Genomic DNA, 21,955 nt, shown 5'->3' on the forward strand with positions numbered 1-21,955 from the left:
AAAGGAAAACCGCACATACATGTACGGTTTTCCTTTTTTTATATTAACTGTCCATCTCGAAGCGTCAATATACGATCACATACATCAAGCATTCTTTCATCATGTGTAATCATAATTGCTGCTTTTTGGCTCTCTTTCACTTCACGTTTCATCATTTCAACAACTTCACGTGCGCGTTTTGAGTCTAAGCTTGCCGTTGGCTCATCCGCTAATATTAAATCTGGGTTGTTCATGAACGCACGAGCGATTGCTACCCTTTGTTTTTCCCCGCCAGATAGTTGATTTGGATAATGATTCTTTCTTTCTCCTAATCCAAATGCCGCTAATAAATGATCTGCACGCTTTTCGGATTCTTGTTTACTTTCTTTTTTTAGCTTTGCAATGTAAAGTAACTGTTCTTTCACATTTAAATATGGAACAAGGTTTGCAAACTGGAAAATGAAGCCGATTTTTTTCAAACGAATGTCTGTCATTTCCTTTTCTGATAACTGTGTAATATTTTGCTCACGAATGTAAATATCCCCTTTTGATGGTGATAATAATGCACCCGCGATTGATAATAACGTACTTTTCCCTGATCCAGAAGGACCGACGATTCCGATAAATTCTCCGGCTTTCACATCAAGCGATATCGGATGAAGGGCTGTTACTTCCGTATTCCCTTCTCCGTACACTTTACTTACTTTGTCTAATTTTAATAATGAAGTCATTACATCCCGCCTCCAATTGCTTCTAATGCATCAACTTTTAATACTTGGTATAACGAAATAAGTGTTCCTAAAATACTAATTACGATAAAGATTGCTGCATATTGCGCAATCATCGGTGTTGTTAATAAGAACGGCATACCTGCTGGTAAAATTTGTTCTAACCCTTGTACAAGAACGATACTGATTACCATCGCAACGACTGATAAGAATAACGCCTGCACGACTAAGCTATTTGCTAAATACGAGTTCTTTGTACCGATTGCTTTTAATACACCTAATTGCTGTGTTTTTTGCAGTGTAATAACGTAGAAGAATACACCGATTAGTAATGCAGCGATAACAAGTAAGAACGCAATGATCATCGTTAATGTTCCTTGTTCTTCTTTAAATCCTGGAATACTTTGTAGCACTTCTTTTTTGTCAATTACGTGTGCATTTTTAATCTCTTTATCTGTGTTAAGTGCAATTGCACTATAATCTTTTTGGTTTGGTTGTGAAATAGCACCCCATACGTCTTCATTTACATAAACGACTGGTGTATGGCTAAACATTTGATCTTTCGTAAATCCGACGATTGTAAATTCTTTCTTTGAAACAGGATCGATAATTGTATCCCCAATATCGATTCCTTTTTCTTTAATTGATTCATCAGCAACCATTTCGTTATTTGCTGTACCTAATTTCTCCCCTTTTACAATGTTCGGTTCTAAAAATGAATCCCGTTCACTTGAGAAAATAGCGATATCAACCTTTTTCGAACTATCTTTCTTTTCATATGTTGAAACTTTCACACGAAACGGAACGGCTTCTTTCTCGCCTACTTGATTTACTACGTTATCTACATCGTCTTTCTTAATTTGTGAACGAAGTAATTTATTTTCCGCATCATCTGCTAAAACGAACTTATTCGCCTCCATATTTTGAATCGATGAAGCATTATCATATGATAGTCCATTTGCTAATCCTGAAATAACAAGAACTAAAAATGATAATAACACCATAATCAGTCCGATTAATCCGTATCTTAATTTTGATTGTTTCAATTCACGCAGAGCTAAAAACATTTCGCTCGCTCCTTCCTCTTTCTTTCTATGCACTAATCATAAAAAAGAAATATGAACGGAATATGAACAGAAGATTACAGAGAGTAAGATTTAATTTTCAGAAAGTATTGAAAATAAATAGAATCCTTGATACAATTCAGTCAAATAATATTGACCGAGTAATTTAATTCAAGGAGTTGATCATGTTGAAGCCCGTATTAACACTAACTACTTATAGCCAACTAAAAGCATTAAGCGATCCATTACGTGCCGAAATGATGATACGTCTATGCGAACGTCCTTATACTGGACAATTACTATCTGAGAAATTCGGCATTTCAAGGGCGAAAATTCATTATCATTTAAAAGAATTAGAAAAGAATGAGCTTATAGAGATCGTTTATACAGAAGAAAAGAATGGGATTGTTCAAAAGTTTTATCAATCTGTCGCTAAAGGCTTCACCCCTGCCGCAGATCTATTACCTCATTTAGAAATATTAAGCGAATCAGGTCGCCAAATCTTTTTACAAATGATAGAAAGAACGAAAAGCCAAATTCTCGCTGCACCAGAAGAAGCTTTTACATTACAAAATGCAAGTGAAGATCCAGCTAAGTGGAATTACGTTTCATCCTGCTGGGAATTTGATGCTACGCCAGAACAATTTCAAGTGTGGGTGAAAAAGTTTTATGAATTAATGGCTGAATTAAACGAAATCACAAAAGGTGCAGATAAAGATCCGAATAGCAAACCTTATTATATTTCTACTACTGCACTTCAAATCGCTGAGAGAACAATGCAGCAATTTATTAAAAAAGAAGAAAAATCGTAATACGATTTTTTTACCGAGACGGTCAATTTTATTTTACCGAATAAAATTATTATAAAGGAGTAGATAAAGTGGACATATTAAAAAACCGGAATTTCCTCTTATTATTTTTAGGGAGAATTTTTACAAACATAGGAGATAGCTTGTATTATGTAGCAGCAATGTGGCTCGTATACAAATTAAGTGGTAATCCTTTTTATTCTGGATTGGCTGGTTTCCTTACGTTATTACCTTCTGCATTACAATTTCTTACTGGTCCATTCGTCGATAGATGGTCAATAAAAAACACCCTCGTCATCACACAAGTTTTGCAATGCATTCTTATTTTAATCATTCCAATTACACACTACTTCGACCTACTAACAGTCCACCTACTACTCATCATCATGCCCATCGTAGCTTTTATCGAACAATTCGCCTATCCCGCACAATCGAAAGCTTTACCACTTCTACTGCATAAAACACAATTATTAAAAGGAAACTCACTCTTTTCATTTGCATATCAAGGCATTGATTTAATTTGTACGACTCTTTCTGGAATATTAGTAGCACTATTTGGCGCAATTACTTTATATGTGATCGACTCCTTTACATTCGCGATTACTGCCCTTTTGTTCTTTTCATTAAAAATGCCAAAACAAACTGAAGCAGACACAACACTTTCAACAAAGCAATATTTCTCTGATTTAAAAGAAGGCTTTTCAATCGTCTTTCGTTCATTGATGGGTGTCTTCTTAATCGGTTCCGTTGTCGCTAATTTTTCAATCGGTATGACGATGGCAATACTCCCTTCTTTCGCTGATTCTTTAGGCGGTGTAAAATTATATGGTTTCTTTTTAGCCGCTATATCCGCCGGTTGTTTAATTGGAGCACTATTCAGTTCATGGGTTGGTAAACATAATGTTGGCCGTGTCTCCATTATTAGCTTTGCGACTGGCGCTTTCTTTTGGTTTCTCTCTACAGTTGTACCGTTTCAATGGTTATCCATTTTTTTATTCGGCTTAGCTTGGATACCAATTGGTGCGACCAACATATTATTTGCGACTATTGGTCAAATTGTAATTCCAAACCAATATCTTGGGCGTATCAATTCAGTCACACGAAGCATGGGCACAATTGCGATGCCATTTGGTTCTTTAATTGGCGGATACACTGCAAATGTATTTAGTAGCCAACTCATTTTCGCGCTTGCTAGTATTGGGATTTTATTCATTTCCCTCGTATGGCTACTTCATCCGAAATTACGGGCTTTGCCGAAAGCAGATGAAATTACAGCGGATACTTTTGAGCTTCAGTTTAAGGAAGAACGGGTGAAAGATACTGCTTTGTAACAGAAATGCAGTACGTGAAATTTATATCAGCGATTTTTCAAATATATCAGCGCAAATAAAATTATATCGGCGATTTTCAAAATATATCGGCGCAACTCAAATTATATCAGCGATTTTCCGATTATATCGACTTACCGACATAAAACGACAAAAAAAGAGGCCGTTCCGAAACAGCCTCTTTCTTTCCATCTATTTCGGAAGCTCCACCCGAACGGTCGTTCCTTCCCCCTTCGTACTATACACCGAAACGTTTCCATGATGCAGTTCAACAATCTTCTGCACAATCGACAACCCTAAACCGCTACCTTCTACGTTTCTCGTCCTTGCTGTATCTACTTTGTAAAAACGGTCAAAAATACGATCCATTTCTTCTTTTTCCATACCGATTCCGTTGTCTGATATAGAAATAATGACACTAGACTCTAACTCTTCGACGAAAAACTCAATCGTTCCACCATCGTTTGAAAACTTAATGCTATTCGTAAAAATGTTACTCCATACTTGATGAAGTAAGTTTTCATCACCTTTTATAGTGATATCTGGCACATCAAATTCAACGGCGATATCTTTTTCCCGCCATTTCCACTCAAGCATAAAAATGACGTCTTTAATTTGCTTCTGCAGATTGAATTCTCTTATTTGTAGAACCTTTTCCTCTTTATCTAATGAAGCGAGCGTAAGTAACTGTTTACATAAACTAGACATTCGCTTACTTTCACCCTCAATAATTTGTAAGTAATGATTTCTTTCTTCCTCACTCATCTTTTCTGTTTGCAACGTCTTTGAAAAACCTTGTATGGAAGAAAGCGGCGACTGAAATTCATGTGAAACGTTCGAAACGAATTCTTGTCTCATTTCATCTAGTTCTTTTATACTTTTCGTCATCTTTTGGAAGCTTGTAGATAACGTTCCTATTTCATCTTTTCGTTTTACATCTAATTCAATTTCATATTCCCCACTCGCAATTTTTTGCGTAGCCTTCGTAAATTTACGGATTGGGCGAACGATGTAACCTGCTGCAATCGCTATAAAAATAATACTTAATAGTACGATAAACCCTAGTAATACCGCTAGAAAAATTCTCATCTCGCCGAATTGTTGTTGAACGTCAGGGCGAATGAATAAAGCGTACTGTTTATCACCGTGTTGTACTGGGACACCGACGCTATTAATTAATTCATTATCGAAAAACCCTGTAATAAAGAGACGCGTTGGATATGTAGAAACACCATTAAACGTTTCTCCTTGCAATACTTTATGAACAGTAGCATCGCTAATAGACGTCTTACGAAACGCATTACCGATACGCTTTCCATTCTTTTGATCATCGACAATATAAATTTCATACCCTAACTTTGCAATAGAATGTAAGTACGCCTCTTGATTTTCTTCACTTTGCTTTTCATATAACGATTTAACTTCTTCCGCATACTTTAAAATCTTTTCACTGTTATATGGTTTTAACTTCACTTGATAATATACGTTCGTTAATAAAAAGCCGATAATACTACTAAGTAGCATAATGCCGACTGTCATAAATACAAATCTAGAATATAGTGATTTCATCTTATTTCAACTCCAACTTATACCCGAGGCCGCGCACTGTCGTAATTTGAAAATCCTCCGTTCGTTTTGAGAAACGATCTCGCAGCCTTTTCACATGAACATCAACTGTTCGTTCATCTCCTTCAAAATCCATTCCCCATACTAATTCAATTAGCTCTTCTCTTGAAAATGTTCTTCCAGGATAACTAGCAAGTTGTGATAATAACTCAAATTCCTTTAAAGGAAGCAAAATTGTTTGACCGTTACACTTTACTTCTACACCTTTTCGATCAATTGTCGTTCCGTGCAACGTAATAATATCTGCACTTAGCATTTGATAACGTCGTAATAAAGCTTTCATACGGAAAATCACTTCAGCTGGTTCAAATGGTTTTACGATATAATCGTCCGTACCAGAAATGAATCCTTTTTCTTTATCAACTAACTGATCTTTCGCCGTTAATAAAATAACTGGTATATCATGATACTTCCGGATTTCTTCACATAACGTATAGCCATCAACGAACGGCATCATAATGTCTACGATCGCAAGATGAATATTTTCCTTCTCTAAAACGTCTTGCGCTACCTTTCCATCTTCTGCTTCAAAAACTTTAAACCCCTCTTTTTGTAAATGGTAATGCAACAACTCTCTAATATGCTTATCATCATCAGCTAATAAAATATGTATCATCTTCATTAAACCCTCTCTCGTTCATCCTTCTACATCACTACATTAAGAAACAATTGGATTTTTTGCAAGAAAAAGAAAAAGAATCTATTTTGAAAAAAGATTATTCAAAATAGATTCTTACGTTTTAGTATTAAGATTATTTTAATCAAAAACAATTTCTAAGCCTTCGAAATATCAACAAATCCTTCTCCGAACACATCACGAACATCGTGTATAGCGATGAACGCCGCCGGATCCGTAGTTTGAACAATCCGCTTTAGCTTCACTACTTCTTGCTTATTAATAACAACATAAAGAATTTCCTTCGGCGTTTTCGTGTAATAGCCATGCCCTGAATATACAGTAACCCCTCTCCCCATTAAGGTTGTCACCTTTCCGGCAATTTCATCTGGATTATCAGAAATAATCGTAATAGCCTTCTTCGGATTTAACCCTTCAATTACAAATTCCATCACTTTCGTTGCTACATATAGCATAATAATTGTTATCATCAGTTTTTCTGCACCAATGATGAAATAAGATGAAAATGCAACGATTAAATCGAAGAACAGTAGACCGTAGCTAATGCTCCAGCCTAAATATTTATGTGTCATCCTTGCTAAGATCGTAGTACCTGCAGTTGTTCCGCCAACGCGAATGATAAGACCAATACCACACCCGATAAATATTCCTCCGAAAATGGCATTTACAAGCATTTCATCCGAAGCAATCGTCCAGCCTTCTGTTAAATGAAGAAATAGCGAGTTAGTCACTACAGCGATAATCGTATAAATTGTTGTGATTTTATTTAAAAATTTATAACCGACTATTAACAAAATCGCATTTAAAATTAAGTTAACTAAACCTGGTGACCATTCAAATAAATAGTACGTAATAATCGTGATACCTGTTACCCCACCCTCACCAAACTCGTTCGGGATAACAAATAAATTGACACCTAAAGCAAAAAGAAATGCACCAATAATAATAAAAATAATGTCTGTCGTTCTTTTTTTCATACAGTACCTCACTTCTTATGTAAATATTTATTCTGTCATAAACTCTCACCATTATATCGTGGAATATTCAAATCGAACAGTGGTTTGTTTTTTATTTTAATATAGGATGATAAATCAACTTTATCCTATATCCACTTGTAATTAAGAAAGTAAAATAACTGTATTTATTATGTACTACAACTAAAGTTTTGATTTCACATGCAATTCATGCTAAAAATGAATAGGAACACGTACTCGCATTAACTTCGAGTACAAAACAAATAGGCGAAGCTATAGAATAGGCTTCGCATCAAACGTGTGCTCACAGAGATTTATATTCATAAATCTCTGATTTTTTCACTTATCTTTCTCCATATACTCTTTAATTTTTCGTTCTTCCCATTCTTTTCCGAATATCCCAAATGGAAAAGTTGTTAAACCGTGTATAACGATACCAATCCCCCAACCTCCAAGTGGATATAAAAACCATAATTTACTTGAATCAGAGCTTATATTTATGAAAAAAAGCATTAAGTTAACTAATATATAGACCGTTAAATGAATGTAAAACGCTTTTAAATTCTCCACTCTTTTTTTAGCTCGTAAATAATTCTCATCTCGCTCCATATATAAACACCTCTTTCATTATTGTATTTTTTAACTCGCTCCGATTTAAACATCATATTCTAGTCGGATATCCCTTATTCTCAAAAAATACAAAGCAAAAAAGTATCCAGCAAATGGTCATACACATCACCATTTGCTGGATACTACATGATACATTTGTTATTTACAGGATTTTAATTAAGACCAAATCCATACACCATCATTATTTTCAGCGTTCGTCTTTGCTTCATGAACTTTTTCAATATGGTCAACTGTGTTCCAGTTAATAGAAATACCACCCCAGCCTACATACTTCATATCAATTTTCACTTTCTCACCCACATTAAATACTTGTCCCTTTGTTAAGAAAACATCAATAATAGCTTTCTTCCCATTTAGCGATGGATACTCAACTACAACATATTTAGTAGCACCGTCTCCCTCATCTTCCATCGTTCTTGCTTTTGATACTTCTCCAATTACATAATTAGGTGAGCCATCTTCTTTCATGTGCATACCTAAATTGTTTGTTGTATTTTCAACTGCAGTTGCAACCATATATTCTGTAAAATTACGCATCATAGATCCAGTAGCTTTTACTTCATCTCCTACTTTCACATTTGAAAGTGAATCAATATACACACTAACCGGTTCCTCATATTGCTTAGATTTTACAACAATTACACCGTTATCTACTTCTACTACTCGTCCTTCTAACGTCGAGAAATTCGATTCAATAGAAGCTGCACTCGCTTTTGTTACTTCTAGTCCTGGTAAATTTGTTCCTGATAATGCTGCGATCCCTAAAGCACCTGCTAAAATTAATTTTTTCATACCCATTATGAAACATCTCCATTCATGATGATTTTATTTTTTTGATTGGTATCGACCAACCTGCAATCATTATAGTTACAGGTAGTGAAAATAACAACCGTTTTCCTCATGCAATGTTGCATACTGTAATTTTCAAATATAAATCGGTTATTCCTATATTCAACACTAAGACTGAATTCTTGAATCCCAGCAGGTAAACGGATTGATGATGAAGAAACTAATGTCATACATCATGTTTTTCAATGATACAGTTTGTATAATCGTAGTCCATTACATTATGTAGGAGCGGAGTTAACATGTTAAAAAAACCAAAGAGATTACAGCCAGGAGATACCGTGGCGACAGTAAGTCCTTCTTGGGGAGGAGCAGATAACGATATGACAGGACTCAAATAAATAAAAAACACTCCTATAAGATATGACTGTGAATTGGTACTTTTCAAATGATATGAAGATTACTTCTCTAATGATAAAGGGGGATTTACGTGTATGGACATAACATTTACAGTAAGTAAATGGGATGAAAAACTAATTGATGATACTAGAAAAGATTTCCCTATTAATATTGCCCATGTTGAATATGATATTGATGGAGAATTAAAAGGAAAAGCTTTTGTTGAATACTTATTATATTATCTAGACTCAAATATAAATGATGGTCACTTGGCTACGGCTAAAATTTCTGGATTTTTACACTTTGAAGGAATTTATAAGGGGCAACAAGGGACATTCACAGCTATAGAGCAAGGAATATTTGATAAAGGAAATTTAGATTCCCCAGGAACAATTATTAAGGCTACCGGTAACTTAGAAAATCTGAGAGGGTCCTATAATTATCAGTTTACAGGTCAAACTAGTAAACTAATTTTAGAATTTGAACGTTAGCAAAATACCTTATAATTTAGTGGAAAGGACATTTCTTGTAATACTAGGAATGTCCTTTTTGTTGACGAGCTGATTCAACTATTTTCTAATAGTTAAGAAAAGAACAGAATATACGTTATGGGGGAATTAAAACGCTAAGCCTGAGAGGCATGGAGAACCCACTTATTCATTACTTCTCCTATTAAAGAATAATCCCCGAAAAACTTCCCTTCATAACTTCTTTTCCAACTTGATTCACACATGTAAACATCGCAATTATCTTTGTACGTTTTTTTCATCAGGTTCTAATTGTTCAATTGTTACGTCACAACGAATAGTTACTATTAATTGGTGACTTTCGATCAAATGAAAATCGCCTCTTATAGAGAGCAGTTTTACTTATATTTATTCTTATGCAAATTCTGAAGCATATTCTTCGTATGTCTTTAATGTATTAAGCAATCGAGCTGATTCAATCATGATTTCGTTCGAAGAATCAGTTACACAAATGACAATAAATCGATTATCATCTCTATCTCCAAACAATCCTTCTGATTCAAGTTCCATTAACACATTTAACGTTTCTTTCAACAGTGTATTTACTCGTATGTTAAAGTCATCTTCGACGATATTATGATATTTCTTAATAATTTTTTCACTTCATCAAACATTCCAAAATCGTCCCATTCGCTCCACTCAACAGATCCGTATCTATAATAATTGTATAAAGGATCCGATTTATTAACTTTGATTAGTCTTTCTTCATTAGCCACTGGTCCAATGCTATTGACACAATCGTCTGTTAATATGGAGTACCCATATATTGTGTCAACACCGCACCTAGTTAAAAGTTCGTTATAATGACAACGAATTGCATTTTTCAATTCAACATAAAAACTTTTTTGAAGATGCATTTTCATCGTATTTCCTCCATTTTTTTGTAGCGACCTGCTGTTACATATTTCAATCTTAACATGAAAATCAACATTAAACGTTAACTGAGCCAAAATAAGAAAAACCGAAACTCAAATCATTTCGGTTTTTCAAAACTATAGAAGTCAATATTTACTTTAAAGAATGAACAAACAACCCACTACGCAGTTTCGGTTCAAACCACGTTGATTTCGGCGGCATGACTTCTCCGGCATCTGCGATTGCTAATAAATCTTCCATAGATGTCGGATATAATGCGAATGCTGCTTTGTATTCGCCGCTGTTCACAAGGCGTTCTAGTTCTTCTAGCCCCCGTATTCCGCCAACAAAATCAATGCGTGAATCAGAACGCGGATCATGTATTTCAAGTACTTGGCTTAATAAATGATCTTGCAGGATAGATACATCTAAACCTCTAACAAGATCATTCGCATCAAATGTTTCTTCTTTCACAGTAAGCTTATACCACTTCTCATTTACATACATACCAAATGTTTTTGGCTCATTTGGTTTATACGGAGAAACAGGTGCTCCTTCTACATAAAAGTACTGCGTAATTTGATTTAAAAACTGTTCCTCTGATAAGCCATTTAAATCTTTCACAACTCGGTTATAGTCCCAAATAGATAACTCATCATGAGGGAATAAAACAGATAGGAAGAAATTAAACTCTTCTTCTCCTGTGTAATTTGAATATTGTTCTCTTCGCATAAGTCCTACTTTTGCAGCTGATGCAGAACGGTGATGCCCATCTGCAATATAAAGATTAGGAATATCTTCAAATGCGTTTACTAAAGTCGTAATTACATCTTCATCTGCAATCTTCCACGCAACATGCTTAACACCGTCTTCTGCTGTAAATGTATAAATTGGCGCATGCTCTTCTTTCCAGCTTCTAATTAAATGCTTTACTTCATCTTTTGTACGGTACGTTAAAAAGATCGGACCTGTATTTGCGTCACACACATCTACGTGGCGAATACGATCTAACTCTTTTTCATGACGTGTTCTTTCATGTTTTTTAATTGTATCATCTTCATACTCATCAATAGATGTACAAACGACAAGGCCTGACTGCGTTCTTCCTTGCATCGTCAGTTCATAAATATATAGCGCTGGCTCTTCATCTTGTATGAACACTTCTTCTCGTATAAATTGCTTTAAATTGTCGCCCGCTTTTTCATACACGCGATCATCATACGGTGACAGTTCAGGGTCTAAATCAATTTCTGCTTTATCAACATGCAAGAAAGAATATGGATTCCCTTTTACAACTTCCCTTGCCTCTTCACTATTTAATACGTCATACGGTAAAGCTGCAACTTGTGCTGCTTTTTCCTCTACTGGACGAATGGCCCGAAACGGTCGGATTTTTGCCACATTCCTCTCTCCTTTACACAATCATTCGAACGGCTACAACACCTGTAATTTTGCTTATATTTTCCACAATATTCTCTTTTATTATATCATCAATTCCGTTATCGATATCAATCATTGTGTATGCCCAAGAATGTTTACTACGATTAATCATATCGGCAATATTAATATGATGTTCCGCTAAGCATCCTGTAATTTGCCCTACCATATTCGGGACGTTTTGATGCATAATTGTAATTCGTTTCTTTCCGATATACGGCAATTCTACGTTTGGATAGTTTACTGAATTACGAATATTTCCTGTCTCTAAATATTCACGTAATTGACGCGCCGCCATTACTGCACAATTTTCTTCCGATTCAGACGTTGATGCGCCAAGGTGAGGCGTCGCTGTTACATTTTTCATCTTTATTACATTTTCATTCGGGAAATCCGTTACGTAATGTGTAATAATATCTTCTTCTAATGCTGTTTGAAGAACCTTTTCATCTACAAGTTCTCCTCTAGAGAAATTAAATAGACGCATCCCTCTTTTCATCTTCTCTACAGCGTGTTCCCCAATGATCCCCTTCGTTTGATTCGTAAGAGGAATATGCAGTGTAATATAATCACACGTTGCAAAAATTTCATCAAGGCTAAATGCTCTTTGCACATGTGTAGAAAGACGCCAAGCTGTTTCAACTGAAATATAAGGATCATATCCGATAACATCCATGCCTAACGCTAACGCATCGTTCGCAACTAAAGCACCGATTGCGCCAAGTCCGATAACACCTAGACGTTTCCCTGCAATTTCTGATCCAACAAATTGTTTTTTTCCTGATTCAACAAGCTGTGGTACTTCTTCACCCTCTAAGTTTTTCGTCCAACTTACACCATTAATAATGTTGCGTGAAGACATAATAAGACTGGCAATAATGAGTTCCTTTACAGCGTTTGCATTTGCCCCCGGCGTGTTAAATACTACAATTCCTTTTTCTGTACATCTCTCGACAGGAATATTATTTACACCAGCGCCAGCTCTTGCAATCGCCTTTAAGTCTTTTGAAAACTCTTCTTGATGTAAAGAGTAGCTACGAAGCAAAATTCCATCTGGATGATTGATTCTATCTCCTACTTCATAACGTTCTTCAGTAAAAACTTGCAAGCCTTTTTCTGCAATTTGATTTAACGTTTGAACACGAAACATATCCCCATCTCCCTATCTATTCTCAAGCTCAAATTCCTTCATATAATCTACTAATCGTTTTACGCCGTGTGCTGGCATCGCATTGTAAATACTGGCACGCATACCGCCAACTGAGCGATGTCCTTTTAACGTAACAAGGCCGTGTTCCTTCGCTTTTTGTAAAAACTCATTGTTAAGTTCTTCTGACGGTGTTGTAAATGGAATGTTCATAAGTGATCGATAAGCAGGATCAACTGGTGAAGTAAACAATTTAGATTCATCTAAAAAATGATAAATAAGTGAAGATTTCATTCTATTTTGTTCTTCAATCGCAGATACTCCGCCTTGCTCTTTCAACCACTCTAGTACAAGTTTTGTTACGTAAATACTAAAGGATGGCGGTGTATTATATAAGGAGTTATTTTTACTGTAAGTTTCATAATTTAACATTGTCGGACAAGAGCGATCTGCTCCCCCAATTAAATCTCTTTTTATAATAGCAATCGTTAAGCCCGCTGGTCCTAAATTTTTTTGTGCTCCCGCGTATATAAGACCAAACTTCGAAACATCATATTGTTCTGACAAAATATTTGAAGACATATCCGCAACGAGCGGCACTCTTTCTATATGTGGAATATCCACATATTTTGTCCCCTCAATTGTATTATTCGTTGTAATATGTACATAATCTAGTTTTTCATCGCTTAGTAAACCGTCCAGTTTAGGAATCGTAGTAAACTTCTCTTGCTCGGAAGAAGCAATCACTTGTACTTCCCCAACTTTTTCGGCTTCTTGCAGTGCCTTTTTAGACCATGAGCCAGTTAGTACGTATCCAGCTTTTTTATACGTATTCATTAAGTTCAGTGGTATCATAGAAAATTGTAATGACGCACCGCCTTGTAAAAATAAAACTTCATACTCATCAGGGATGCTCATTAATTCACGAAGTAAGTTACTCGCTTCCTCTATAATACTTTGAAAATAAGAAGATCGATGACTCATTTCCATAATAGACATGCCTGTCCTGTTATAATTTACAAGCTCCTTTTGCACTTTCTCTAAAACTGGCAAAGGGAGTATTGATGGTCCTGCTGAAAAATTATAGACTCTCTCCATTACCCTCATAACCTCCCTATTTCTCATTTTTATTAATTTTTAAACTTTCTGAATTATACCCCAAAATATAATACGTGGTCAATTTGTTTTCTATTATTACGGCGCAAGACGCAATGGAATCGCTTGCATGTGCAAACTATTTTTATAAACATACAAAAAAGTGTTAAGTACATAATCGTACTTAACACTCTAGTAATAAAGTATAATTGCTAATTATCCGTGAAGAACCGATCAAAAATTTGATAAATAGCAGAAAGACCAATGAGCCAATAAATAGTGTCCACAAGCGCCGGCATAGAACCAAACCATTTCTCAACTACATTGTAATCTAACGCTACAAACAACCAATTCAAACCGCCGAGAATCACCAAAATTACTGTAAGGTAAGACAAAAATTTCATTATGATTGCCCCCTAGGTGATAAGATGGTGAAAGGCCTTTCACTAGAAATATATGTAGTAAACTTCAAAACTTACCTATTTTGTAAAAATTATTTTCGGTACCAGCCGTTAATAACTGCCTCCGCTTCTTTACTATGTATTTGATACGGATGTGTACTATCATTAGAGCCAATAAACCAAATTGAAAAACCTTTAAAATATGGTTTCGGTTCTAATACATCGCGGTAAGCACGCCATCCATTTAATTGTACATCTTTCGAAAACACATTAGAAACATCTGGATTCCACGGATTTTGCAGTCCAAGTTCACGCGCTGGAACGTTAAATCCACCAAAATAAACGGGCTTTCCTGTTGCATTATGTAATTGTTCCAATTGCTGAACAACATTTTGTCCACGGTTATATACTGTCGTCGCAAATAAACTTTGCTTCACTTCTTCATATGACGGATTTCTTTTTCCAGAAACTTCAAACCAACTATCGATACTAACAATATCTACCTTCTTTAAATACGGACGGTTTATTTTCTCTATAAACTTCGCTTCATAAGAAGGATCCCAGCTTGCTGTTAACCACCAGTTCATTTGATACAAAACATTTCCTTTATACTGATTACGAACAAAATCAATTGTATCGCTCCAGTATCCTTCTGCATACTCCATATTCACGAAATTAGAAGCAATCTTTAGTCCATACACATTGTATTTACTTGTAATGGAATTAAAAATATCTTGCAGAATAACCGTCTTCCAATTCCAGAAGAAATCATTAATGTTACTTGGGTTCCATTCTGTCTCTCCAACATTCCCCTGCTGAATATATGGGAACGGTTCCACTATAACTTGAATATTACGCTTTAATAATTCTTGAATTAAAATAATAGCTTGTTGCTTTTGCGCTTGATTAATTACCATGTTAGTAGAAGTCACATTTGGGATATCTACTTGAATCGGTACATTTACTGTATTTAAATTTAAGCGCTCCACATCCGCTAATACTTTCGCTACATTTCCAACTTCCCATACTGTTACGTTTCCTGATTTGATTTTTCCAGATTGAACAGTATTTACATCCGCCTGTACATTTCCTTGAAAACAAAAAGAAAACAACACAATAAACACTCCTAAAAAACTTATTAAACTCTTATTTTTCTTCACAACTTTCCCCCTATAATTTTTGCCTTTCTTGATTATTTTATACAACGTTTCACATTTATTCCAGAAAAAAATGAAGTGCCGTTCAACTATATTCATATAAATCTTCTAAAAATAGTAGGAAAAATAAAAAAGGAGCAGATTTCCGCTCCTTTTTATCCTTTTACGATTGAAATTATTGAATCCCTTCTGGTAACTTAATTGAATCAAACTTTTCATATGAATCAATCTTTATACTCACAACTGCATCCAATTTTTCCTTATCTGTACTAGCTTTTTTATCTGAGTTACTTTCACTCACTTTTATAGTTGTTCGCATCTCTTCAAATTTATAATCTTTTGTTATTATATATTCAATATTAAACGCATCCATATTAAATCCTTCCGTTAATTTTTTCATATCTCCATTAATTTTTTGTAATGTATCTACCGCTTCTTTTCCCTTTAAATCAAGTGTAAGTTTATATGTGTCTCCATCTTTCTTTGCTTTCATTTTCTTAGCCAAAGCTTCCGGTAAATCTAACTCATTAAGTAAATTTTTACTGACCATTACATCATTTACATTAAATTGATCATTAGGTATCGTAACTAACTCTCCTGTATCAGGGTTTTTCACTTGAGCAGCGACCTTTCCATCTACTTCATACGTTACAATATCTGTACCACTTATTTTCATTTCAGCTCTAGAATTCTTCAGTTTCGGCTCCATTTGTATTTTCATTTTAATTTCTTCTGATTGGCCGCTCCCCTACATTGACATAAGAGATGTCAATGTAAGATATTCCTCTTGTTTTAATCCGTCAGCTGCTTTTTTAAAAATATCTTTCGCTACTAACTCTTTTTCTTTTTTTACAGATACTGTTTTAGGTCCACTTGTTTTTTCACTGCTACAACCAGTTGTTAAGCCTACTATTAGCGCCAAACTAGATATTACAACCATTTTCTTCATACTGATTCTCCCCATTTCCCACTTAAAAATATTTTCATCCCATGTATAGTAAATCAACTGAAATAAATATATATACAATAATTATTTAACCTCTAAACGAAACCAGTTATTCAATCCGTATACTAATGTAACTAAAGCTCCTATCATACCAAAAACAACAATATTTATACCAATTGACGAACCAAATAAAACAGCCATCATTGACACCATCAGTAATAGCATAGCAATACTATTTATCTTAATTTCTACTACATCGCCATCCTTTACTTTCTTTTCTTTACTTCCAAAAAAGAATTGTTTTACTTTAATATTCGCTTCATCTAATTCAAAAGGAAGCGTATATTCTTCGTTATTCTCAAGTTTCATTACTACTTCGTTATCTACCTTTACAGCAACTCTTGCTGCTCCTCCCATTGCCCCTGTTGCTCTTATTACTTTAATACTCATGCTAAATCTCCTCTCCCCCTATGACTTCTCCATGTCATTCATTTTTGTAATTCTTCTCTTATGAAATCCTTGAATGTAAAACAAAAAATGTATTTGTATGACACCGAAATCTTTTACGCTATACACCCATTTCTCGTTAAACAAAATATTCCAACAGAAATTATAACAAGTTCCTGCAAATTTTTTTGTCAAATTTTGTCGCGTTTACAAAAAAAGAGACTCTTACATATAGTAAAAGTCTTTTCTATCATTACCGTGGCTGTAACGTTAACATTTTCCCTTCTATTCCCGCTGTATTCAGTGTAGTCGTATGATAAATCATCTATTTGATCATGATACCAATCCCTTCTAAAAGGATAAAAATCCTCTTCCCCCTAATTCGCTTCTATTATGAAAGAACCTTTTGAAACATTGAAAAACCCCCTTCATTTTCCTACCAATGAAGGGGGTTTTTCTTATCGTTCGCTACGCCAACTTTCATTATGCCCAAGATTTGAATCTGTCGCTACTTGCACATCATATAACATTTCACTAAAGAAGCGTTTATCTACTTCTTTTGGTACAATGCGTCTTTCATCATCAATCTCATCGTATTCATATGAACCACGATTCACTGTACCTGCTTTATAAAATTGAATGTCAAATACACATACATCTTCTTCATCTTCATAACCAATCGGTGCTCCGCTAAATGACAATTGCACGCCTAATCCGGTACGAGTATCTTCTTTGTAAAATGTATAATATACACCGCCATCTTGAACAGACCCACGGATCCATCCAAGCTTCGTCATCTTACCGAATAACGAACGACCATTTAGTAAAATACCGCCAAATCTCTCAATAGCACTCTCATCATTCTCTTCTACTACAAACACTGGACGCTCAATTTGTAGGAACGGCTGAACAATTTCCGCACTTTCTAATTGCTCTTTCCATAATTCCTTCTCCGCCTCAGGCAATTCTAACGGATGAACGAAACCAATAACAGTGCCAGATGAAAGTTCATAACTCTTCCCGTCAATTGTACAGAACACGCCACCTTCTGCATAACGGAATGCCTTCAGCAACTTCCCCTCCTTATACTCACCCCAAATGAGTGAAATAGAAAATTGCTTCATAATTGGATTATCCATAAATACAGACTTCCATGCATTATGTGACCAATAACGCTTTAATGAAAGTGCCGTTTCCAATCGTTGTTTTTGCATGGAAAGAGTATTTCGGAGTTCCTTCTTTAAAGAGGCTAATTCTTTTTTAGCCTCTTCAGCCTTTTCTACATTATCTTTTGCATTCGGCTTTGGAAGTGACTTCATACGTTTTCCTTCTTCTGTCTCTAACTCAATTTTTGACTCTGTAGTTAAAATGGCAGTAAAACTTCGATTCCCGAAATCCATTATTTTTTCACCATGTATAGTAAAGCCAAGGTCCGGCACCAATTGATCTTCCAGCTCTTCCTCTGTTATACCACGTGTTTTCGCAGCAAGACTTAGCGCTTCTTTTGCTGCATTACGTACTTGCTTATGTTTATATTTAAATGCTATTGCATGAATAGACATAAGTGCAAGCTTAGATGAAGACAAACCTAAAGCACGAACGGCATCCGCTGCTATCTTTCCTCTCATTTGAAGCACCCATTCATCAATTTGCTTTATAAGTATGTCGACCATTTTGTCGTCACTATACATTCCGTATAACGAAAGAATTCCACGTTTCTTCACATCTGCGTCTTGAGAAATCCATATTTGATATATTGTTTGCACATATTCTTTTAAGTCCTCTTCATTTAAAGCTCTACCAATTACTTCTGCTGTTTCTTTCTTCTCAATAACAGCATCTGAAATATACTGTTGTAAATAGGCTAACGGAATTGCAGCATCAGCAATTTCATCAGAGTCACGTAAACGGATTTGTGGCTCATCCCCAATCAATTGCAGAAGTGAATTTCTTGTTTGTTCAGTTAAAATACGTGCACATAGTTCTTCTATCTTTTCTTCCTCCGTTTGAAATAAAAACGAGAATTTTCCTGTGAAAGATTCATTTTTACTTTCTTGCAAAGCTTCCTGTACAAGTTTCGTATATTTTTCAAGCTTATACTCTATAAGTATTTTCATCACATTTTCACGAACAATTTTCTTTTTATTATGAAGTTCAACTGCTACATCTGCTGCAGCTTCTACATCTTTTGAAAGCAGTTTAACTACAGACTCACGCATTTTTTTAGATGAATCTCCTAAGCTTTTAATTAAAATTGGACGCATTTTAATCATGTTATCCTTTGCTAACTCTTCTAAAATATATGCTTTGGCCACAGCAGAATACTCATCAAATCGTTCAATGATGTACGCTTGTTCTTTTACAATTACACAAACAAGCGCTTCCTTCGCCTTATTTCGCTCTTCACTGTAGCATGCAGCTTCTTCAACTGCATAAGCGATAAGCTTTTCCTTACTTAATCCATACGAAAGCAGATCTTCTAATACTTGTTTCGGTTCTACTCCTCTGACAGAACATTCGTAAAGAAGTTCGTATAAATTAACACTATCTTCATTTCCAAACTGTAGTGTAAGTACAGCTTCCCTCTTCGCTACATCATCTATATCCCAAAGAAGCGCAACCTCTAACACCGGCATACCCCAATACATACTTCTATATTTCGGATTTTTAAGTATTTGCTCCATATCCTCAAGTGACAATTTCCCTAGTAAATAATCACGATATGTATCCCGCACTGTAGACAATTTTATTTGCAAAGCAGCAACAAAAAATTCTTCTCGCATTTTCCCTCTATTTAGCTCATATCCTTTTTCAGCTAGCGTTCGTGCGACGATGAGATAATTCATTCTACTTACATATTGCAAAGTACATTGAATAAATTCAGGATCTTCCTCCAACATAAAGCATAGCAATTCATATTCATACGTCTTACAAAAATCCTCACTATTTAAATCATGTTGCCTTAGACGATGCGCAAAAAATCTTTCCTTAGAAATCCAAAACTGTGTACAAAAACTTTGAATTTCTTCATATATTTCTCTATTTACACTACCAGTTTTTTTGTAGTTTTGAGACTGACCGAGAGTGTGACACATATAACGTGTTGCATAGTTTATAAAACCCCAAACATTTTTCTTCGCCAATATTTCAATATATCGCCTCGCAACATTCGAATATTTATGAACACAAAATAATAGCCGCCAAATATGTTCCGGTAAATTCCCACCTATAAATACTTCACTATCATCTTTACCTTTTAAATACCGTTTAACTGCTTCAACCTTTTCCTTTTCCCCTAGCAGTTTCAATATAAATTCTGTATGTTCTTCTAACCTCTCATTCAATAAAGAACTATATGTACGAAACTTTTCATAATCTACATCAAACATTACAAGAAGTAATGTTACTTGCTGGTTAGTTGGTAAAGTATGTAATTGTCCCTCTATATAGTTCGGATTCTCTCTTGTTAACTCTCTAAGAAAAACATCTGCTTCATTCACATAACTTGAAATACTGGATAAATATTTACATGCGATTGCTACAAGTTTGTCCAAAGGAAGTGCACTTTTTTCTAAATAAATCTTCATTTTAGAAAAACTGACATGCGCAAAACGGACTACAAGAACATTTAATAATTGCTCCTCGAGTATATGGTAAAATAATTGAAAAAAATCCGGATCTTGTTTATGCACTTTCCTAAAATCGTTTATAAATCGCTCCGCAAAATCGCTTCTTTTTTGATCACGAATTGTCGTTAGTTGAATATCTTTTAAAATCTCTTCTTCTTTTGTCTGTAAATATCGTTGTGATAATTGTTTCTGTTCTTCTGTCATATTAATATATTGAAACAACTCAGATGTACTAGTAGTCAAACTTTGTACCCCCCGCATCTTTTTATCTATTATAAAATACCCTTATTTAATGGTAGTATAGCATAAATCCCACAAAAACGAACATACATTCTATGTTAAGTTAATGTAAATTAAAATACACTACTCAAAATACATTTCCTTCTCTCTAAACTTCCCATTACGCACTTCTCCCCACTAAAATCCTTTAATTTTTCACTACACCAATTCCTCAAAATCCCCTTCACATAAGCTAACGTTTTCTTATTATTTTCAAACGCAATTTTAAGTGCCTCTAACACTTTCTCTCCAGAAAGTCTTTGTATCCAATTCTTCAATTCCTTCACAATATATGGGGATAAACTACTAATATTTTGTTCATAAAACTTATAAACTTCACTATTTGGAACGTCCTCTTCTATGGTTTCCACCTCTATCTCTTCCGCTTCTTCTTTCTCTTCAATAACTACTTGTGAACTACTATTATCCTCTTCTTTTGGCATACCAAAATGCTGCAATAATAATGGAATCTTGTATTCTTCTTCAAGGCATTTACGTAAAAATATATGTATGAACTCATTACTTTTTATAGTCTTTAACTCACGTAATACGCACTTCTCCACATTCGTATTTGAAATAGGGTTATAGTGTAACCAATTTATTATGAATACCTCTTTCGTTTCCGTATCATATAAAATCTTTCCATACTCAACAAACCTGTTTAGCAACTTCTCAACAGTCTCCATACTATAACCTGTTTCAAGCTCTGCCACACGCTTCGGTAATATGTAAATACCACATTGCTTTGTTTTCGTACCAGTTAACAAATATATGTAAAAATAACGCTCCTCTGGCGTTAAATCTAATATGAATTCATCTTGCCAAAAGTTCACCTGCACATTACGGTATACCGCCATATGTTTCCCTCCACTCTTTGCTAGTAAATAGGAAAATTTTAATCCTTCATTATAAAGATAGGCATACGGGAATGGTTTTGGCATTCGAATTACAATTTTTTTACTACTACAACGCCGGTTTCATTTTTTCGCGCTTGTTTTGTTCTTGTAGTTGTTTTTGTTTTTGTTTTTTCTTAGTGATTTATTACTTGGTAGGGGCTTATAAGGGGCTTGGAAGG

General features: G+C 34.9%; 18 protein-coding genes and 2 pseudogenes. 3 read left to right on the forward strand and 17 right to left on the reverse strand.

Annotated features, from left to right (window positions below):
* Window positions 1-38 precede the first annotated feature (38 nt).
* Together GBN78_RS07105 and GBN78_RS07110 are read right to left on the reverse strand one after the other, a co-directional pair.
* Window positions 39-710: an ABC transporter ATP-binding protein gene (locus GBN78_RS07105; protein ID WP_000202597.1), complete on the reverse strand. Its 672-nt coding sequence runs from the start codon at window positions 708-710 to the stop codon at window positions 39-41.
* Window positions 710-1,774 carry an ABC transporter permease gene (locus GBN78_RS07110; protein WP_000477754.1) on the reverse strand — a complete coding sequence of 355 codons (1,065 nt, stop codon included), beginning with the start codon at window positions 1,772-1,774 and terminating at the stop codon, window positions 710-712. The genes GBN78_RS07105 and GBN78_RS07110 overlap by 1 nt, the downstream gene beginning before the upstream one ends.
* A gap of 185 nt (window positions 1,775-1,959) precedes the next feature.
* Between GBN78_RS07110 and GBN78_RS07115 the strand changes: the two genes are divergently transcribed.
* Both GBN78_RS07115 and GBN78_RS07120 read left to right on the forward strand, forming a co-directional pair.
* Window positions 1,960-2,583 carry an ArsR/SmtB family transcription factor gene (locus GBN78_RS07115; protein WP_025966679.1) on the forward strand — a complete coding sequence of 208 codons (624 nt, stop codon included), beginning with the start codon at window positions 1,960-1,962 and terminating at the stop codon, window positions 2,581-2,583.
* A 68-nt stretch (window positions 2,584-2,651) separates the two neighbouring features.
* Complete coding sequence (locus GBN78_RS07120) at window positions 2,652-3,911, forward strand: MFS transporter (RefSeq protein ID WP_088046424.1); 1,260 nt, start codon at window positions 2,652-2,654, stop codon at window positions 3,909-3,911.
* A gap of 189 nt (window positions 3,912-4,100) precedes the next feature.
* On the opposite strand, the gene GBN78_RS07125 is transcribed toward GBN78_RS07120, so the two are convergent.
* The 5 genes from GBN78_RS07125 to GBN78_RS07145 all read right to left on the reverse strand — a co-directional run bounded on the left by GBN78_RS07125 (window position 4,101) and on the right by GBN78_RS07145 (window position 8,573).
* Complete coding sequence (locus GBN78_RS07125) at window positions 4,101-5,477, reverse strand: sensor histidine kinase (protein WP_000839491.1); 1,377 nt, start codon at window positions 5,475-5,477, stop codon at window positions 4,101-4,103.
* Between the two features lies 1 nt (window position 5,478).
* Window positions 5,479-6,156 carry a response regulator transcription factor gene (locus tag GBN78_RS07130; protein ID WP_009326701.1) on the reverse strand — a complete coding sequence of 226 codons (678 nt, stop codon included), beginning with the start codon at window positions 6,154-6,156 and terminating at the stop codon, window positions 5,479-5,481.
* A 152-nt stretch (window positions 6,157-6,308) separates the two neighbouring features.
* On the reverse strand, window positions 6,309-7,148 hold the full coding sequence (locus GBN78_RS07135) for a YitT family protein (RefSeq protein ID WP_000747492.1): 840 nt from the start codon (window positions 7,146-7,148) through the stop codon (window positions 6,309-6,311).
* A gap of 336 nt (window positions 7,149-7,484) precedes the next feature.
* Complete coding sequence (locus GBN78_RS07140; protein WP_000438994.1) at window positions 7,485-7,754, reverse strand: 2TM domain-containing protein; 270 nt, start codon at window positions 7,752-7,754, stop codon at window positions 7,485-7,487.
* 177 nt (window positions 7,755-7,931) lie between these two features.
* Entirely contained in the window at window positions 7,932-8,573 is a 642-nt protein-coding gene (locus tag GBN78_RS07145; protein WP_088046425.1) for an ATP F0F1 synthase subunit alpha, read from the reverse strand.
* Between the two features lie 482 nt (window positions 8,574-9,055).
* Here GBN78_RS07145 and GBN78_RS07150 point away from each other — a divergent pair, with 482 nt between their 5' ends.
* A complete protein-coding gene (locus tag GBN78_RS07150) occupies window positions 9,056-9,451 on the forward strand; it encodes a DUF3224 domain-containing protein (protein WP_152127128.1) in 396 nt (131 codons plus the stop codon).
* Window positions 9,452-9,841: 390 nt separating this feature from the next.
* Here GBN78_RS07150 and GBN78_RS07155 read toward each other — a convergent pair.
* The 10 genes and pseudogenes from GBN78_RS07155 to GBN78_RS07200 form a co-directional block, all read right to left on the reverse strand.
* Window positions 9,842-10,350: pseudogene (locus GBN78_RS07155) on the reverse strand (DUF4303 domain-containing protein).
* 145 nt (window positions 10,351-10,495) lie between these two features.
* Window positions 10,496-11,743 carry a DUF1015 domain-containing protein gene (locus GBN78_RS07160; protein WP_152127130.1) on the reverse strand — a complete coding sequence of 416 codons (1,248 nt, stop codon included), beginning with the start codon at window positions 11,741-11,743 and terminating at the stop codon, window positions 10,496-10,498.
* A gap of 13 nt (window positions 11,744-11,756) precedes the next feature.
* A complete protein-coding gene (locus GBN78_RS07165; protein WP_000490230.1) occupies window positions 11,757-12,929 on the reverse strand; it encodes a 3-phosphoglycerate dehydrogenase family protein in 1,173 nt (390 codons plus the stop codon).
* 12 nt (window positions 12,930-12,941) lie between these two features.
* On the reverse strand, window positions 12,942-14,024 hold the full coding sequence (gene serC / locus GBN78_RS07170; protein WP_088046426.1) for a 3-phosphoserine/phosphohydroxythreonine transaminase: 1,083 nt from the start codon (window positions 14,022-14,024) through the stop codon (window positions 12,942-12,944).
* Window positions 14,025-14,233: 209 nt separating this feature from the next.
* Window positions 14,234-14,425 (reverse strand): DUF378 domain-containing protein, encoded by a 192-nt coding sequence (locus GBN78_RS07175; RefSeq protein ID WP_000670803.1) that lies wholly within the window; start codon window positions 14,423-14,425, stop codon window positions 14,234-14,236.
* An 89-nt stretch (window positions 14,426-14,514) separates the two neighbouring features.
* Window positions 14,515-15,582: a glycoside hydrolase family 113 gene (locus tag GBN78_RS07180; RefSeq protein WP_030026429.1), complete on the reverse strand. Its 1,068-nt coding sequence runs from the start codon at window positions 15,580-15,582 to the stop codon at window positions 14,515-14,517.
* A 172-nt stretch (window positions 15,583-15,754) separates the two neighbouring features.
* Window positions 15,755-16,528, reverse strand: a pseudogene (locus GBN78_RS07185) (hypothetical protein).
* An 81-nt stretch (window positions 16,529-16,609) separates the two neighbouring features.
* The gene (locus GBN78_RS07190) at window positions 16,610-16,975 is read right to left on the reverse strand and encodes a hypothetical protein (protein WP_030026431.1); all 366 of its coding nucleotides are present in this window, start codon (window positions 16,973-16,975) and stop codon (window positions 16,610-16,612) included.
* 455 nt (window positions 16,976-17,430) lie between these two features.
* Entirely contained in the window at window positions 17,431-20,844 is a 3,414-nt protein-coding gene (locus tag GBN78_RS07195) for a DUF4132 domain-containing protein (RefSeq protein ID WP_088046427.1), read from the reverse strand.
* Between the two features lie 110 nt (window positions 20,845-20,954).
* Window positions 20,955-21,737: a DnaD domain-containing protein gene (locus tag GBN78_RS07200; protein ID WP_000312088.1), complete on the reverse strand. Its 783-nt coding sequence runs from the start codon at window positions 21,735-21,737 to the stop codon at window positions 20,955-20,957.
* Window positions 21,738-21,955: the final 218 nt, after the last annotated feature.

The organism is Bacillus sp. B2-WWTP-C-10-Post-4, assembly GCF_009183805.1.
GTDB classification, from domain to species: Bacteria; Bacillota; Bacilli; order Bacillales; family Bacillaceae_G; genus Bacillus_A; species Bacillus_A cereus.